Below are 16,068 nucleotides of genomic sequence, written 5' to 3'. Positions count from 1 at the left end.
AAATTTGGAAGAAGATTGCGAAATTAAGCCCACAAATCATTTAATATCAGTAAGTACAAGGATTATTCACTATCTTGCAATGCAAGATACTACCAAAACGATGGAACCTGTCACTAATCAGAATTATGAAACCAAAAAGCCGTTCTTCGGGGAAGCGCCTGAAGGGAGGAACCGATGAACGCGCAATTTAAGAAAGGCGTTCTGGAGATGTGTGTGCTGGTGTTACTTGGTGAAAAAGATCGGTATGGATATGAACTGGTCCAGGATATCTCGCATCGGTTCGAGATATCAGAAGGGAGTATTTATCCGCTGCTCAGGCGCCTTCGAGACGAGGGGAATGTGGTTACATACCTTCAGGAGTCTGCAGAAGGTCCGGCACGGAAGTATTACTCTCTCACAGCAAAGGGCGGGATAATCAGAGATGAACTTGTTGCCGAATGGCAGGAGTTCATCGTGGCAGTAAACGGCCTGGTGGAAGGGGTGAGTCATGCAGAAGGATGAGTACTTATCACAACTCAGGCAGGCGATACGAGCCCTCCCCGAGGATGAACAGGAAGAGATCCTTGCAGATTATGATGAGCACTTCAGGATTGGGATCACGGAAGGGAGAACCGAAGCTGAGATAGCATCGGCTCTTGGGGATCCCAGATCAATTGGAAAAGAGTACGCAGCAGTCTCTCTCGTAAACCGTGCCGAAGAGAGCCCGTCAGCCAGAGGTATTGGCAGGGCTGTTCTTGCAACAGTTGGTCTCGGGCTGTTCAACCTGTTTGTGGTATTTCTCCCGTTCCTGATCCTTGTATTCATGATTGTACTCATCCTGATCATTGGATTCTCAATCACATGTGCCGGGCCATTTCTGGCAGGATATGCTGTCCTGATCCTTATCGGGGTTCTGCCAATGCAACTGGATACACCACCTCTGGCAGCATTATTCTTTGGGATTGGGCTTACTTCAGCAGGCCTTCTCATGATCGCACTTGATTATTGGTTGACAAGGATCTGCTACCGCCAGACGATCAGATACCTTCGGTGGAATATTGAAGTAATTTCAGGGAAGGAGACGTTATGAACACTGGAATCAGAGTTCCACCACTCAGGCAGATTATCATCTGGCTGCTCATCATATCAGTAGTATCCTTCGCTATCGGAGCGATTATCGCAGGTCTTGAAGGAAATTCTTACAGATCAAAATACCAATCCGCTGTTACTCCGGTTGAAATTGAATCGGGAACGATCAATCATGCAATCGTAGCCTTGGAGATGGACTCCGGGAGCATCAACATCTCTGAAGATCACCTTACCAGTCTCATGTCAGGGAACATATCAGGAGTGCATGCCCAGAAAGGACCAGATATCTCGTACACATCTATGGATGAGGTCGGTCATCTGAACATGAAACAGGAGTCATCCATGTGGCTTGATCCCATATCAAAAGAGGATCAGTGGAATCTTGCCCTTGGGCAGAAGGTGCCGACTTCACTCTCGATCACGATGAATGCAGGGGATCTTCGAATACAGCCAGGAGATGCGAATCTGACCGACCTCTCAATCAAGCAGAGTACCGGCGATCTCATCCTCGATCTCACCCAGTGGAAAGGGACACACCTTATGGGATCTATCGATGAGGGGATAGGAAGCATGACAATTCTTCTTCCGGCATATGCCTCAATTGCAACTCATGTTGAGAACGGCATCGGGAGCAGAAGCATATTAGGGCTTGAAGGAGAGAAAGGCACGTATTACCATACCGTTCAGGATCGTCAGTCACCGGGCATCTCACTTTCTGTAAACCAGGGAATTGGAGATCTCACCATGAAGGTAGTACATGAATCCTGAATATCTGGAGGATATGCTCTCCCATAGTCTCATAAAGGAGGATACATGACCGATCCGGCAGTCAAAGCAGGAGTACTGATAATCCTGCTCATACTCCTGACCTTTGCCTGGACTTATCCCCTGTACAGGCCCGAAATTAAGAGGGACATACGGTTCCTCTCATTCAAGGCATTCGTACATATCACCGCTGCCCTGGTGCTGTTCGGGCTTGCAGCTGCTAACTGGATTCTTGACGCCTCTCATGTGCTGAATCTAATCTGCGGCGTTTTCCTCCTGCACGAAGGGGTAGTAACGATATTGAACATGTACGAAGATATGAAAAGATTACCAATCCGGGAGAAGGGCATGTAGTCATGCTGTATCATCCAACCCCATCAGAAACGAGAATCGACCATCACAAGTCAAGTACCTGTCAGAGATCTATGATCAGAAAAAATTCAAATCACTGTACCATATCATGGAAATTCGCTTTGTTTATCCTGTTTGGGCTGATACTTATCAATCTGCCCGCTTCAGCCGCAGGTGACACAACCCAGGCACCATCGGTGATCATCCAGGATTACAAAGTTATGCCTACAGTTCTTACACCGGGAGAGAAAGGAACACTTACTGTTACACTAAAATCGGTAACATCAGGAACAAAAACAAGTTCAGTCACATCAGGGAGTGATACGACTTCACTCAGCTCACCGGTGATTCCATTCATCGACTCTGTCACATTCAAGAGCAAAGATATTGATCTCCTCAGTACAGACTCTAAATTTGAAGGAAATATCGGACCTGATCAGGCAATACCAGTAACATTCTACATTCAGGCACCCCAGAAAACCGGCCTGTATTTCCCGGAGGTATGGATCAGAGTAAGAGATGGTCAGAGCCTGAAATACCCGATTCCGGTCAATGTCGGCACCCAGCTCTCGGTGCTTCGGACACCGACACTCTCACTTGAGAACTCATTCCCATCTATGGTCAAGCCGGGAACGAAGATAGATGGTAATGTCACAATCAAAAATGAAGGTTCAAGCCAGGCTGACAACATCCAGGTAATGGTAAACGGAACGCCTCCGTCTGTTATTGCATCAGGAATCAGTTCCTTCCAGATAGAACACCTTGCACCAGGCGAGGCTGTGACCCGTGATCTCTCCCTGCTTGTCGATAAGAATATCCAGGCAGGACTTGTGGAAGTCCCGGTCAGAATGAAATATGCCCAGATTGATGGCACATCTGTAGAACAACTCGGAAGTATTGGAATCGATGTCAGGGGAGATGCCGAACTAGGAATCACCGCTGTTGAGACCACTCCGAGCAGAGTCTCACAGAAAGAGGCATTCGATCTGATGATACGGGTGCAGAACACCGGAACAGGTGATGCAAAGGCTGTATCGGCAAAGATTGATCTGCCAATAGGCGGGACAAAAGAGGCCTTTGTCGGGAAGATAAAACCTGGAAACGATGCCCCGGCAACCTTCATTCTTGAGGGAGCACCAGCAGGGGATTACAACTACAAGGCTACGATCAAATGGACCGATGACTGGGGAGAGCACTCATTCACCCGTGATCTCTCACAGGGCATTCCGGGATCCGAGGATTCCGGTACAACAATACTAGGTGTTATCATCCTGGTCATTATCGGTGCCGGAGTCTTCTGGTACTGGCGCAGGAAGAATAACCCGGACGAGATGGCATGAGCCTGCAGCACCTGAAGGTATCATTCTTCCTCGCTATCCGGGGATTATCACGGGGAAGCAGAGGAAGTCTCTACCTCTCCATCCTTATCATCGCGATGGTCTTTACAAACATGATCTTCATGTCCTCTATCATCATGGGGGTTATCAAGAATTCGGAGCGATCAATCATCGAGTACCAGACCGGTAACATTCTTGTCGGAACAAAAGATAATGAGCAGTACATTGAGGATGTGAGCAGTCTTCTCGATAAATTGAATCGGATTCCCGGAGTCATCAGAGCTTCTGCTCATTACTCGATGGGAGCGACACTGAAAAATGAAGGAAACCGGATCGGAGGAACTGTCACTGCTGTTCGCCCTGATGATGAACGTATGGTCACCGGTACCTGGAAGAAGATGAAGGAGGGAGACTATCTCTCTGACGGAGAGACAGGAGAGGTGATCATCGGTATCCAGACTGCGGGTCACAAAGACAAGAACGAGGACATGGGTGCATCACTCGGATATGTAAGGACCGGAGATCCGGTCACCATCGAATATACAAACGGGGTAACCCGTGAATACCGGGTAAAAGGGATCTTTGAGACCCGTTCATATCAGGCAGACATGGATGTCTTTGTCACCTGGAACGAGATGGAGAGTGTACTTGGTCACCCGATTGACGATTCCACCGGGCTTATCATAAAAACATCGCCTGATCTTCCTGAAGCACAGGTGAAGCAGACGATCCTCAGGTTCGGTGTCCAGGAAAAGGTGAAGACATGGCAGGATCTCCTTGAAGAAGCATTCGGAAGGGCAATTCAGAGTTTTTCGATCATCAACAGTGTTACCGTTATCGTCAGTCTCGTCATCGCTATCGTGGTTCTCTTTATCGTCATCATGATCAAGACTTTGAACAGTCGTCGCCAGATCGGTGTCCTCAAGGCAATTGGTGTTGAGAAGAGTATCATCATCAACAACTACCTCTTCCAGGTTCTCCTGCTCACGACTGCCGGTACCATCCTTGGAGTCTGTATTGTTGAGGGAATGGTCGGACTCCTTACACTGTATCCGATCCAATTCCCTGACGGCGATGTCACCCCCTATGCCAGCGCTTCAGATCTCATTACAAACACAATCCTGCTCTTCATTGCAGCAGCTATTGCCGGGTACATACCAGCATGGCGTGTGGCAAGCGAGGACATAATGACTGCAATGCGGGCCTGATCATGATCGAGATAACGGACCTCTCCAAGATATACGAGATGGGAAAGGTGAGCGTTGACGCACTCAAGAGTGTAACCCTCTCGATCAGCAAAGGTGAATTTGTCGGGATCATGGGAGCATCTGGATCTGGGAAGTCAACGCTTCTCCACATGATAGGACTTCTCGACACCCCGACAAGCGGGAAGATTGTAATCGGTGGCGTTGACGTGTCCACTCTCACCGAACAGCAGAAGTCCAGGTTCAGGCTGAAACGGCTCGGGTATGTGTTCCAGGATTATGCCCTGATGCCTGAACTTACCGTGGAGGAGAATGTCTATCTCACCTCCATGGTCAGAGGTACCAGCGAGAAGGAGTATATCGCCCAGACAAAAGAGATCCTGACCAGAGTCGGATTGATTCACCGCTCCAATGCCTTGCAGAGTGAACTTTCCGGTGGTCAGCAGCAGAGAGTCTCTATTGCACGGGCAGTAGTGAACAGACCTGAAATCCTGTTTGCAGACGAACCGTGTGCAAACCTGGATACGGAAAGCTCGAGAAACGTGCTTGATCTCTTCAGACAGATCAATCATGAACTGCATCAGACGATCGTGATGGTCTCTCATGAAGAGTGGCACATGGAATACTTTGACCGGGTTATCATTCTGCGTGACGGGAGAGTTATCTCTGATGGACCACCGACACAAAAACAGCGGAGCAGCATTCCGGCTTCATAGGAGCCGGTTGTTGCGATTCATCTTTTTTTGCGATCAGAAGCATTGTGGATTTCTTTTCGTTCGATAATAATGATATTAAAGAGACAGATGCAACATGAAGTGGTTCATATGGATCGAAAAATGTTCATTATCGCAGCAGTATTATCCTGCTGTCTCATCTTCTCAGTAGTATCAGCAGCAACAACCACTCCGGCAGGTAACGCAACTAATACTACTAAAGTTGTAAAGAGCACCACTACCGCTGTAACCACAGGCAATGCAACGAGCTCTGATAAGGTCACAAAAACCCAGACCGTCAACGCTACACCTAAAGCAAAAGTTCTGGTAGAACCAAAGGTCGTCTCAATTACTCCAAGCTCAGGCAGCCTTGGAGAAAAAGTCGGATTCAACCTGACCGGCTCTGACTTTGACAAGACAGCCAAAGTATACCTTGAGACCGAAGTCAAGAACAAGACCAAGACCATCGAAGCAGCAAAGAACGTAGTCACATCAAGTTCTCTTATCACTGGAACATTCAAGATTCCAACCGGTGTTCCAGCAGGTGACTGGAATGTGGTCGTCAAGCAGAACGGAAAGGAAAGCACTTCAACTGTAAAGTTTACTCTTAAAGAATAATCTGATCCCTTACGGGATCCACATACTTTTTTCGGATTCAGACTGGCATTGAGATACGAATTATCAAACGTACCGTTCGGGAGTTATCCCATATCCGGATAATACGGATAATCCATCTGCTTCTGGATACTCTTTCTGACCTCGCAACCGGCAATCTGTTCTGTAATATAGAGGCCAAGATCTACTGCAGCGGTCACCCCTCCTGCCGTAATGATCCTGCCATCGTGAACAATTCTATCTGCCAGAACTTCACGGGCAAAATGTTTCAGTACTTCCTGCATGGCCGGGTGGGTTGTCGCCTTTTTGTCACGAAGAAGCCCGGCGGCCCCGAGGAGAAGAACCCCACCACACAGAGCTGCAATGGTTGTATCCGGACCAGCAGAGGAGATCCAACCGAGGTACTCAGGACTCTTCATCAGGTCCTTAACCCCGTCTCCACCGGGTATGAGAACATAGTCGTATGATTTGAAATCGGTGCAGGTTTCATTGGGAATCAGAACAAGACCTTCTGATGATCTAACCTGTTTTGTGCGGGACGAAACTACATATTCTAAATCTGGGCAAAAACCCATGGTTTTCAAACGAGTGATCGGATCATAAAGCCCGGCAAAATCCAGGAGTGTAACCTGATCATAGAGAATAAATGCTACCTTCATACATCAGATCCAGCGTGTATTAATGTGATAGGCCGTAAAAAGCAAAATCATTACCTGAAAATATTGAACCAAAGATAATATAGCACAGCCCCAATGTAAATTATGAAAAAATTTTCATTTCGTTCACTTTTACTTTTGATTGGATGTATTGTCCTTCCACTCCTTGTCGGTGCTGTTGGATCAGTTATTACAACCGCTTCAATACCAGTCTGGTATTCCACACTCACAAAGCCGTGGTTTACTCCTCCAAACTGGGTGTTCGCACCGGTATGGACAATACTCTATTGCATGATGGGTGTGTCTCTCTGGCTCATCATCAAAGACGGATTTGATGATGATGAGGTAAAAGACGGGGCGATATGTTTTGCCGCTCAGTTAGCACTTAATTTCCTATGGTCGATCGCTTTCTTCGGTCTCAAATCTCCATTAATGGGATTTGTGGTAATTATCATCCTTCTTGGCCTCATTGCTCTTACAATTCAAAGATTCAAACGTGTTTCAAAACCTGCAGCCTACCTTCTCATTCCATATTTCTGCTGGACTTGTTGCGCTACGGTTCTGAATACTGCAATCATCCTCCTGAACTAGGAGGATGATTGGCTATGATGAAAGGACAATGTCTCTTGCCCTTTTTGTAAACAAATATAATCGCTCCCTTTTTCAGGAAAATGAGGAGAATTACATTCCAACAGAATACAAGCAAAAAAATTAGTGATTAAGTCTTGACATAGACTCATCAATACGAGTTGCAATCACAGAGAGATCGTTAATTATTGTTGATATCTGATTGAGTGCAGAGGCTGACTCCTCTGAAGCCGAGGCTGAACTGATTGCTTCTTTTGCAGTCTCCACTGACATGCTTTTTACTTCTGAGACACTTGAGGTGATCTCCTGCACTGTTGCAGTCTCTTCCTCAGATAACGCTGCCACTTCGGTCATGTTCTTGGAGATCTCTTCTATCTGAACTGCAATCTCGTTAAAGAACTGAATTGTATCACTAATAGCTACTGAACCTCTTGATACCTCGGTATTTGCCTGGTTCATTGCCGTTGCAGCACGGTTTGACTGTTTCTGCAGGGAACCGATGATCCGTGCAATGTTCTCTGCCGAGCCCTGGGATTCCTGTGCAAGAGTCTTTACTTCATTTGCCACAACGGCAAATCCCATTCCAGCTTCCCCTGCCCGTGCAGCCTCAATTGCTGCATTCAATGCAAGTAAATTAGTCTGGTCTGCAATATTGCTGATGATATCAACGATCTTTCCAATCTCAATCATCTGATCTCTGATCTCGGTAATAATAGTTCCAACATCAGATACTGCAGCATTAATAGCCTTTATTCCACCTTCTGCAACTGCAGCCTTCTCAACTCCTTTCACAGATGTTGCATTGGCATCCAGGGTGAGATTACTGACCGACTCAACCTTTGCTGCAACAGATGCAACTGACCGGTTCAGTTCCTCCATTGCCTCAAGAACCTGCTCAACGGCATGAACACTGTTTTCGGCATTGGAACTTACCACCGATGAACTCTGGGCAATAGATGATGCACCTGCTGTTACCTCCTCAATACTTGCTGCAGCCTCTTCAGATGAGGCAGTAAGAGAACTCACCTGTTCAGAGACTTCTTTGATGGCTAATGAGAGTTCAACTCCGATCGTGTTCAGTCCATCCTTAAGAGCGATCAGATCGCCTCTTGTCTCTACTGATTCATCAAACCGGGCTGAAAACGTAGCCTGAGAAAACTGTTCTGAAACGCGAAGAGCTTCATTGAGAGGAGTAGTGATCGCATCAAGCATATTATTGATGCCAATAATGATCTCCCTGTATGCTCCAATGAACTTGGAAGCATTGCCACGTTTTTCCAGTTGGCCGTTCTCGGCGTCCTGAATCAACATTCTGATCTCACCGGTGATACCGGATAGAGAGGTGATCAACTGGATAAGAGCATGTGAGATCTCATCATTCTCATCCTTGGGTTCAACTGTAACAGAAAGATCACCTGATGCAATCTTTTTGAGGGCAGAGACAACAGTATTCTGAAGGTTGTCGGAAAATGCATCCATTTCCCTCCCCAAAATCCCGATCTCATCATCCCTGTCAAGATTGAGCCGTTCTGTAAGGTGACCTCTCCCCATCTCGCTGATCATCCTCGCAGTCTTTTCCAGTGGTGCTGTGGTCTGTCGTGAAAAGGCAAGACCGATGAAGATGACCGCAATGATAGTGAGTATTGCGATAAGGGAGATGAGAATTATCGCCTGTCTCGTTGAATTGGCAAGATCATCGACAAGACTCTTATTTTCAGTCCGTAATTTCTCCTCAAGAGTCTTGGCCGGCAACAGGAACTCATCAATGTAAACCGCTATACCGGTAACCAGCCGGACCCCGTCTTTTGTCGTCAGGTTTACCGGATAATAACTGATAAACTTGTCGCGATATGAGCCATCTGCCTCCTTTGACTTGTAATATCCGGTAACCGGAGATCCACTTTTCATTTTGGAAACAATTTCATAGAGTTCTGGCTGATCTACCTTATATGTCTCGTACGAAACTCCTTCCTTTGTTTTGGAGGAGTGCATCAGGTTTTTGAATCCTACCGGGTCCCCAAGAAGACTATACCCCTGTGAGCCCACCGGCTGCACTGCTATTGCCCTGAAAGCCGGATCTTTAAAGAGATCCTGCCATGTTTTATCAGGATGGTCGGCGAGATAAACTTCCAACTCCTTTGCAATAGACTGCGTATTTTGTATAGCATTTTCTTCTGCAAGTTTCTGCAATGCTCCTGTTGAAGAAGTGATAGACCCGTTTCCAATCTCGTTGACCTTGGTGTCAATAGTTCCACTCACCGACAAGAGACTGAATATCCCGATAGAGCCGATGATGAGTAAAGGAATTACTGATATTCCAAGCATCATAAGGATAAGACGTCGTTTAAACTGCATTATTTCCACCAGATAATGAGAGAAGTAAAAAATCAGGAGATCCTGTTCAGTGGTGTGTATTCTTTGATAAGATAAATAGGCACCAGTTTTGAGCCTGACTTTTTTTAACCCGCATATCCGGAAATAAAATAAAATATTTGAGATCAGAAAATTATTAATTTTCAGGAATAAAGAGCACTTAAATCTTCTTTTATTGGCGCCAATGGATATTTTAGAGCGCAGACTGGAAGATATGAGCCGTTAATCAGGAGAAACAATTTCAGATATCAACCGGTTATCCCGGTAAGGTCTCCATCATGTGAAGAAGAAATTCCTGCTACTACAAATCCCCCGTCACTTGTCTGAACAACACTCTGTCCGGCATCATACCTGTTCCCACCGAAACACTTCTCCCACTTCAGGGCTCCATCAGTTGCCAGTTTGATGACCCAGTAATCATAATTCCCATGATTCCCGGTCACATCACCATCACGTGACTCCGACTGCCCAACCACAATGTATCCACCATCCCGGGTCTGTCTGATACAGGGAACTTCATCATCAGCCTTTCCTCCGTAGCTCTTCTGCCACGAGAGTTCACCACCCGGAGTAAGTTTGACGAGCCAGTAATCGAGATCTCCATGGTTTCCGGTTACATCACCATCGTTCGATGCTGATGCTCCGGCAATAATATACCCGCCATCAGATAATTGCTGAACAAAGGATGGAGTATCATTCTTCGATCCACCGAGACTTTTTTGCCACGAGATCTCCAGGTTTGGGGTTAGCTTAACAACCCAGTAATCAAAATCACCATGATTTCCAGTTACATCTCCATCATCAGATGCTGAAGCCCCAACTACGATATATCCGCCATCGATAGTCTGTCTGATGCAATAACCAAGGTCATCCTTTGTGCCACCAAACGTCTTCTTCCAGGTGATTTCTCCGGAGGGTGACATTTTTCCGATCCAGTAATCACGATCCGCACGACCACCGGAACCATCTCCTCCAGGCAATCCGGTGTTCCCTGCAATGATGTATCCTGCGTCACCGGTCTGCTGAATACTGTGTATCTCCGCATGAAATGCAGAACCAAGGTCCTTCTTCCAGGAGATATCACCATCATGTGTGAATTTCGCAACCCAGGATCTGTCCGTGCTCATGTTTCCGATTGCATTCTCAGCATCCGTTCCGGATATCCCCCCGGAGTCATACCCGCAGGAATACGACTGATAAACTGCCATCGAATCCGTGCGGTCTCTTCCCCGGTATATCTTCTGCCATACAATATCACCACCAGGGTTCAGTTTTACTATCCAGTACCCCGGATCCTGCCTGTTCTCATCCTGGGTAGCATTTTTGGATTCTGATCTCCCAAACATCAGATATCCCCCGTCGCTTGTCTGCTGGACAATATACGACGACCCGATGAGGGGTGTATTCAGACATTTATGCCACGACATCTCCGGCGTAATGATATTAGGGTACTCGATACCGATGGAGTGAGATGAAGTTTCAGGAGTTTCGATTCCTACAGCAGGAACAGGAACGGTCAGAAACAAAAGTATGAGGAGTATTACAGGAACCCGCAGACAAGCCTGATCGATGCAGCAGATACAAACCATCGGTTTCATAAATTTTCAGCAGGAGATGAGCAAGCAGTAGTGTTCTGTAACTCTTTCGCATGAGGAGATATATGTTATTGACCACTTTGTTGCCTGGGTTTACAGATTCAACGCAAAAAGATATTCATGAAATACTATATCTTCGGGTGGAAGGGCGGGAGAAAGGAGCAAGAACCGTGATTTGAACGGTGGTCGCCCTCCCTGAATTTATAAGAAATTGAGGCTTTAAATTAAAAATTAAATAATTTAATTAATTTTTAATGTACTTGGGCGGCAATTTTCAGGTGCATAGTCATCTTCTCTGCCAACTATCAGGTGTTCTTATATCTCTGTGATCCCAGATTCGCCGCCCGGAGTGGTAATAGCAAACATATCTGTGCCAAATTTACGGATAGCGTTAAATTATTTGGTGGATTGCTTCCACCCGGCTCATAACCACTGCTACCTTGCCGACCAGAGTATACAGATCTGATTTTTTTATGAAATGAGAAGACGGAGACACTAACATTACATCTAAAACCAGGTTTCATTATGAACAAAAGAGGAAATTATGGAAGATATTACGCGTATTCATAGCCGCACTCCTGTAAAGAACATCCATCCAGTTCAAAAAATCGGATATTATTGTGTTTCATCCCGGGTGTAAAGAACCAGAATCAGTGTAAGGGCCGCTAATACCATAGCCACAAGGTACACGGTCTGATACCCCGTCAATGACATAGCATGAGTAATCCTCCCAACCAGGGGAGTTCCGTCACGGGGAACACCTTCTATGTACATCCTGACCGCAAAGATCGTCTGAAACAGGGCTATACCAGCATTCATACCAGCATATCTGGCAGTCATCAAAATACCTGAGGCATTTCCTTCTGCACCTTGCGGACAGGATGACATAATCAGCCTTCCATTCGGGCTGGAAAATGCAGTGGTTGAAAACCGCATGATGATCAAATAAACGACAATTACCAGGATACCTGTAGTATCATTAAGCGTGCTGAAGAGGAAGAATGCAATGATAGTGATGATGATACATCCGATAGAGACCATTCGACTTCCGTTTATATCTGCCAGCCAGCCGGAGATCGGGGCAACAATTATTGACATTACTGCAGGAGCAGTCATAATCAGCCCTGAAAGGATCGGATCAAGTTTCCTGAACCCTATCAGGTAATATGGGAGAAGATATGTCACACCTGAAAACAGGGCCATGACAACAATACAGGAGATGACCCCAAGGGTGAAATTCTTGTTTCTAAAAATTCCAGGATAGATCAAGGGATGCTTTGATCGCTTTTCTGATATGATAAAAGCACACAACGCGATACATCCAACCACGAAACAGAGAAGAAGAGTCGAATCAGAAGTCCCAGGAACCTGATACAATGAGAAACCCAGGAGGAGTGAGGCGATACATACAAAACTTGCCATCATCCCGAACAGGTCAAAGTGCCTCAGGCCCACGTTCTTCGTAATATCAGGCAGATATTTTCTTCCAAAGTAGATACCAAGAATGACTATGGGAATATTAAGAAAAAAGATCCATCTCCATCCCAGAAACTCTGAACATAATCCACCAATCCCTGGGCCGGTCGCAAAACCAAGGGCACTCAGAGAGACCTGAAACCCAAGAGACTTCCCTCTCTTTTGTTTTGGGATAGCAGTTGTGATGATCGCAGGGCCAACTGCAGTAAACATGGCTCCTCCGATTGCCTGAATGATTCTGGAGATAATAAGAAACTGAATACTGAAAGAAAAACCACATAACAGGGAACCTATCGCAAATATCACAAATCCAATCAGAAATATCTTTTTAAACCCAATAAAATCCCCGATACGCCCCAGTGACAGGATCAGGCCTGAGAGGACAAGGAGGTACACGGTCACTGATAATGAGACATCCCCGACCGAAGCATTCATTGATTTTGAAATAACGGGGAGAACAATGTTCACCACACTCATATCAAAAGCACTGATGAAGGAGGCGATTGCGGTGACGAATACTATGGCCCATTCAGAATAATCTGGCCGTAAGACTTTCCCGGAAAACCGTATCTGAATATTGCGATAATTTCGGAAAAACATCCCTTATTCGTTAAAGATGTATGCAGTATATTTTATTTTAGTCCGGACAGGGTTCTGCCCACCATATATTGATCCATGAGGCTGCGAACGTGGAGGTGAAACCACCTACCAACCTGACCATATCATAATATCGGCTATGGCGAGTCATATACTGTAGCAGAAGCGGAGATACAGCATGCAGTATAATTTCACCCGCAAGGGAATAATCATCGGATTATCACTCCTTGCCTTAACGATCATTGCATTTTACATCCGAATGTGGCCGGGATTTGTATCAAATCTCAACGTAATCTCGAATGTAGCCATGGATGATCCCATGTACAACCTGCGAATGGTTGAGCAGACCGTTGCAAATTTCCCACACTATGCATGGTTTGACCCGATGACCTATTATCCACAAGGTCAGCCGCAGCATTGGGGACCCCTGTTTACGCTCATATCTGCAGCTGCGTGTATCCTTGTCGGTGCAACAACCCGGGTAGACATTGCTTCGGTCTGCCTGTTCATACCTGGTATCATGGCTGCACTCATGATCCCGGTCACGTATGCTACGGTTAAACTGGTATCTGACTGGAAGAGTGGAGTTGCTGCTGCGTTCTTCATGACCATTGTTCCGGGTCAGTACTTCTTCAGGTCATACTATGGATACTTTGACCACCATATCGGAGAAGTCCTGTTCAGTTCAGTATTCTGCCTGTGTTACCTGTTTGCACTGGTTTATTGCAGAAAAAGCCCGGTTCAGATAGATGACAAAAGCACATGGAAGATCCCGATACTGATCGGAATACTCTGCGGGATTACCTATGTTCTCGGCCTCGCGATAATGCCGACGATGCTGGTTTTCGCACTCATTGTTGCCATCATTACACCGATCTGGTTCATGATCCAGCGGCATAATAACCATCTCGGGGCATCAGCTCTGGTCATCAATACAACCACCTTCATCATAGCAATCCTCGGATTTTATTCGATTGGCGTAAACACATCCCAGCTCGGAATGGACTTTTATTCAACCGGACATCCGATTGCATATGGCCTCATTATTCTTGGAACATGGCTCCTCTTCGGGTTCTCATATTACCTGCGCAATAAATCATTCATCTCCTATGTTCTTGCAATAGTTGGAGTTACCGTCCTTGGAATTGTATTGTTTGCCCTGCTCTTTCCCTCAATGTTCACATACTTCCTTCAGAATGCAAACGCATTTTTCGGAGAAGACATTCACTGGAAAACAATTCTGGAGGCCAGGCAATGGACGTTTTTTGATGCATGGCATACCTTCAACTTCAGCCTGTTCCTGCTTGCCGCGGGGATCCTTATTTTACTCAGGAAATTCTGGAAGGATACAAATCCAGCATATATTTTCCTGATGATCTGGACCGGGCTGATTCTATTTGCAACATGTGAACACATTAGGTACGAGTATTACCTGGCTGTTCCAGTGGCTATACTATCCGGCATTACAGTAGGAACCACAATCAATCTGGCAATTGGTCCCGGAAAACTAACAAAAGGACCGGCAGAACAGGAGCAGAAGAAACACTCACCAAAATCAGAATCAAAAAAGGTCCAGGGCAGTCCTCATCACAACACAGGAGTCAAAAGAGGAACCGGGGTTGTTTTGCTTGCCATCGTAGCAATTCTGAGTATTCTCTTCTCGATGAATGCCATTGCCGATGACCAGTCACTCGGAATTTTTCAACTGAACACTGACTGGTGGGAAGCATGTTCATGGCTTGAGAATAACACCCCAGATACAGGTCTTGACTTCTACAAGATATACGATGAGAACTCGTTCCACCAGCCTTCAGAATCCTATGGAGTTATGTCATGGTGGGATTACGGACACATCATCCTCGAACTCGGAGACAGATTACCAAATGCAAACCCATTCCAGTTCGGAGTTTCCGGAGATGATGGTGCAGCACGGTTCTTTATCACTACCAATGAGTCAGTGGCATCAGGAATTCTTGACAGACTTCACACCAGATACGTGATGACCGATTACGAAATAGACACCGGAAAGTTCCCGGCCATGACCACCTGGGATAACCCTGATGTTGGAGCAGATCCATATATGCATTCGTTTATTCTTCCTGATCCGGATAACCCGAACATCGGCCAGAACATTCCATTCTTCATGGAGCCATATTACCGGACCATGGTCTCACGTCTCCATAACTTTGATGGATCAATGCAGGAACCGGGAAAAGTACATTACATACAGTACGCGGACCCAAGTCACTCGCATACCAGCAATCCATTGATCATGAACGGCTCAGAGGTTCCATATCAGCTTGGAGTGGAGTTTCTGAAGAATGATCAGAACAATCCAGGCCGGCAGTACAATTCAACTCTCGTGAATTATGTGTACACATCACCGCTCTCAACAGTTCCTGCCCTGAATCATTTCAGGCTGATCCATGAGTCACCAACCCGGGCGTCTCCTGATGAACTGCCTGATGTCAGGTATGTGAAGATCTTTGAGTACGTTTCAGGTGCACATCTTGCAGGGGATGGTATACTTGAGATCCCGGTCAAGACAAACACCGGAAGAACATTCACTTACCGGCAGGAGAGCATCAACGGATCGTTCACTCTTCCGTACCCGACCGATGCAAAGGTAGGAGATGTTCAGACACTTGGACCCTATAAAAACGTCCAGACAGGAAAGGAGTACGTTGTGTCCGAGGAGCAGGTTCAAAATGGAGAGAATATCTCCTAAT

14 protein-coding genes are annotated in these 16,068 nt (G+C 46.1%); 10 read left to right on the top strand and 4 right to left on the bottom strand.

Going from position 1 to position 16,068, the window contains the following annotated elements:
* The first annotated feature begins 174 nt into the window (after positions 1 to 174).
* From ACHZA2_RS14075 to ACHZA2_RS14040, 8 genes are all read left to right on the top strand, one after another.
* Positions 175 to 501 carry a PadR family transcriptional regulator gene (locus ACHZA2_RS14075; RefSeq protein ID WP_319580235.1) on the top strand — a complete coding sequence of 109 codons (327 nt, stop codon included), beginning with the start codon at positions 175 to 177 and terminating at the stop codon, positions 499 to 501.
* Positions 488 to 1,069: an HAAS signaling domain-containing protein gene (locus tag ACHZA2_RS14070; protein ID WP_319580234.1), complete on the top strand. Its 582-nt coding sequence runs from the start codon at positions 488 to 490 to the stop codon at positions 1,067 to 1,069. Before ACHZA2_RS14075 ends, ACHZA2_RS14070 begins: the two co-directional genes overlap by 14 nt.
* Positions 1,066 to 1,836: a toast rack family protein gene (locus ACHZA2_RS14065; RefSeq protein ID WP_319580233.1), complete on the top strand. Its 771-nt coding sequence runs from the start codon at positions 1,066 to 1,068 to the stop codon at positions 1,834 to 1,836. The genes ACHZA2_RS14070 and ACHZA2_RS14065 overlap by 4 nt, the downstream gene beginning before the upstream one ends.
* Positions 1,837 to 1,881: 45 nt before the next feature.
* Positions 1,882 to 2,187: a hypothetical protein gene (locus ACHZA2_RS14060; RefSeq protein ID WP_319580232.1), complete on the top strand. Its 306-nt coding sequence runs from the start codon at positions 1,882 to 1,884 to the stop codon at positions 2,185 to 2,187.
* Between the two features lie 119 nt (positions 2,188 to 2,306).
* The gene (locus ACHZA2_RS14055) at positions 2,307 to 3,524 is read left to right on the top strand and encodes a hypothetical protein (RefSeq protein ID WP_319580231.1); all 1,218 of its coding nucleotides are present in this window, start codon (positions 2,307 to 2,309) and stop codon (positions 3,522 to 3,524) included.
* Positions 3,521 to 4,729, top strand: a complete 1,209-nt coding sequence (locus ACHZA2_RS14050) for an FtsX-like permease family protein (RefSeq protein ID WP_319580230.1) — start codon at positions 3,521 to 3,523, stop codon at positions 4,727 to 4,729. Before ACHZA2_RS14055 ends, ACHZA2_RS14050 begins: the two co-directional genes overlap by 4 nt.
* A gap of 2 nt (positions 4,730 to 4,731) precedes the next feature.
* A complete protein-coding gene (locus tag ACHZA2_RS14045) occupies positions 4,732 to 5,442 on the top strand; it encodes an ABC transporter ATP-binding protein (RefSeq protein ID WP_319580229.1) in 711 nt (236 codons plus the stop codon).
* 108 nt (positions 5,443 to 5,550) lie between these two features.
* A complete protein-coding gene (locus ACHZA2_RS14040; RefSeq protein WP_319580228.1) occupies positions 5,551 to 6,057 on the top strand; it encodes an IPT/TIG domain-containing protein in 507 nt (168 codons plus the stop codon).
* A gap of 83 nt (positions 6,058 to 6,140) precedes the next feature.
* Here ACHZA2_RS14040 and ACHZA2_RS14035 read toward each other — a convergent pair whose 3' ends face one another.
* Complete coding sequence (locus ACHZA2_RS14035) at positions 6,141 to 6,713, bottom strand: DJ-1/PfpI family protein (protein WP_319580227.1); 573 nt, start codon at positions 6,711 to 6,713, stop codon at positions 6,141 to 6,143.
* Positions 6,714 to 6,815: 102 nt separating this feature from the next.
* Here ACHZA2_RS14035 and ACHZA2_RS14030 point away from each other — a divergent pair, with 102 nt between their 5' ends.
* A complete protein-coding gene (locus ACHZA2_RS14030; RefSeq protein WP_319580226.1) occupies positions 6,816 to 7,301 on the top strand; it encodes a TspO/MBR family protein in 486 nt (161 codons plus the stop codon).
* 120 nt (positions 7,302 to 7,421) lie between these two features.
* On the opposite strand, the gene ACHZA2_RS14025 is transcribed toward ACHZA2_RS14030, so the two are convergent.
* From ACHZA2_RS14025 to ACHZA2_RS14015, 3 genes are all read right to left on the bottom strand, one after another.
* On the bottom strand, positions 7,422 to 9,653 hold the full coding sequence (locus ACHZA2_RS14025; protein ID WP_319580225.1) for a methyl-accepting chemotaxis protein: 2,232 nt from the start codon (positions 9,651 to 9,653) through the stop codon (positions 7,422 to 7,424).
* A 266-nt stretch (positions 9,654 to 9,919) separates the two neighbouring features.
* Complete coding sequence (locus tag ACHZA2_RS14020; protein ID WP_319580224.1) at positions 9,920 to 11,269, bottom strand: hypothetical protein; 1,350 nt, start codon at positions 11,267 to 11,269, stop codon at positions 9,920 to 9,922.
* 612 nt (positions 11,270 to 11,881) lie between these two features.
* Entirely contained in the window at positions 11,882 to 13,342 is a 1,461-nt protein-coding gene (locus ACHZA2_RS14015; protein WP_319580223.1) for an MFS transporter, read from the bottom strand.
* Between the two features lie 175 nt (positions 13,343 to 13,517).
* On the opposite strand from ACHZA2_RS14015, the gene ACHZA2_RS14010 reads away from it, so the two are divergent.
* Positions 13,518 to 16,067: an oligosaccharyl transferase, archaeosortase A system-associated gene (locus ACHZA2_RS14010; RefSeq protein ID WP_319580222.1), complete on the top strand. Its 2,550-nt coding sequence runs from the start codon at positions 13,518 to 13,520 to the stop codon at positions 16,065 to 16,067.
* Position 16,068 lies beyond the last annotated feature (1 nt).

It is taken from the genome of uncultured Methanospirillum sp. (assembly GCF_963668415.2).
GTDB lineage: Archaea > Halobacteriota > Methanomicrobia > Methanomicrobiales > Methanospirillaceae > Methanospirillum.
This window is presented reverse-complemented; position numbering and strand designations above follow the sequence as displayed.

Excerpts from the sequence above, each read along its gene's own strand:
- ACHZA2_RS14075 (WP_319580235.1), top strand. The coding sequence starts at position 175 with ATGAACGCGCAATTTAAGAAAGGCGTTCTGGAGATGTGTGTGCTGGTG.
- ACHZA2_RS14070 (WP_319580234.1), top strand. The coding sequence starts at position 488 with ATGCAGAAGGATGAGTACTTATCACAACTCAGGCAGGCGATACGAGCC.
- ACHZA2_RS14065 (WP_319580233.1), top strand. The coding sequence starts at position 1,066 with ATGAACACTGGAATCAGAGTTCCACCACTCAGGCAGATTATCATCTGG.
- ACHZA2_RS14060 (WP_319580232.1), top strand. The coding sequence starts at position 1,882 with ATGACCGATCCGGCAGTCAAAGCAGGAGTACTGATAATCCTGCTCATA.
- ACHZA2_RS14050 (WP_319580230.1), top strand. The coding sequence starts at position 3,521 with ATGAGCCTGCAGCACCTGAAGGTATCATTCTTCCTCGCTATCCGGGGA.
- ACHZA2_RS14045 (WP_319580229.1), top strand. The coding sequence starts at position 4,732 with ATGATCGAGATAACGGACCTCTCCAAGATATACGAGATGGGAAAGGTG.
- ACHZA2_RS14040 (WP_319580228.1), top strand. The coding sequence starts at position 5,551 with ATGGATCGAAAAATGTTCATTATCGCAGCAGTATTATCCTGCTGTCTC.
- ACHZA2_RS14035 (WP_319580227.1), bottom strand. The coding sequence starts at position 6,713 with ATGAAGGTAGCATTTATTCTCTATGATCAGGTTACACTCCTGGATTTT.
- ACHZA2_RS14030 (WP_319580226.1), top strand. The coding sequence starts at position 6,816 with ATGAAAAAATTTTCATTTCGTTCACTTTTACTTTTGATTGGATGTATT.
- ACHZA2_RS14025 (WP_319580225.1), bottom strand. The coding sequence starts at position 9,653 with ATGCAGTTTAAACGACGTCTTATCCTTATGATGCTTGGAATATCAGTA.
- ACHZA2_RS14020 (WP_319580224.1), bottom strand. The coding sequence starts at position 11,269 with ATGAAACCGATGGTTTGTATCTGCTGCATCGATCAGGCTTGTCTGCGG.
- ACHZA2_RS14015 (WP_319580223.1), bottom strand. The coding sequence starts at position 13,342 with ATGTTTTTCCGAAATTATCGCAATATTCAGATACGGTTTTCCGGGAAA.
- ACHZA2_RS14010 (WP_319580222.1), top strand. The coding sequence starts at position 13,518 with ATGCAGTATAATTTCACCCGCAAGGGAATAATCATCGGATTATCACTC.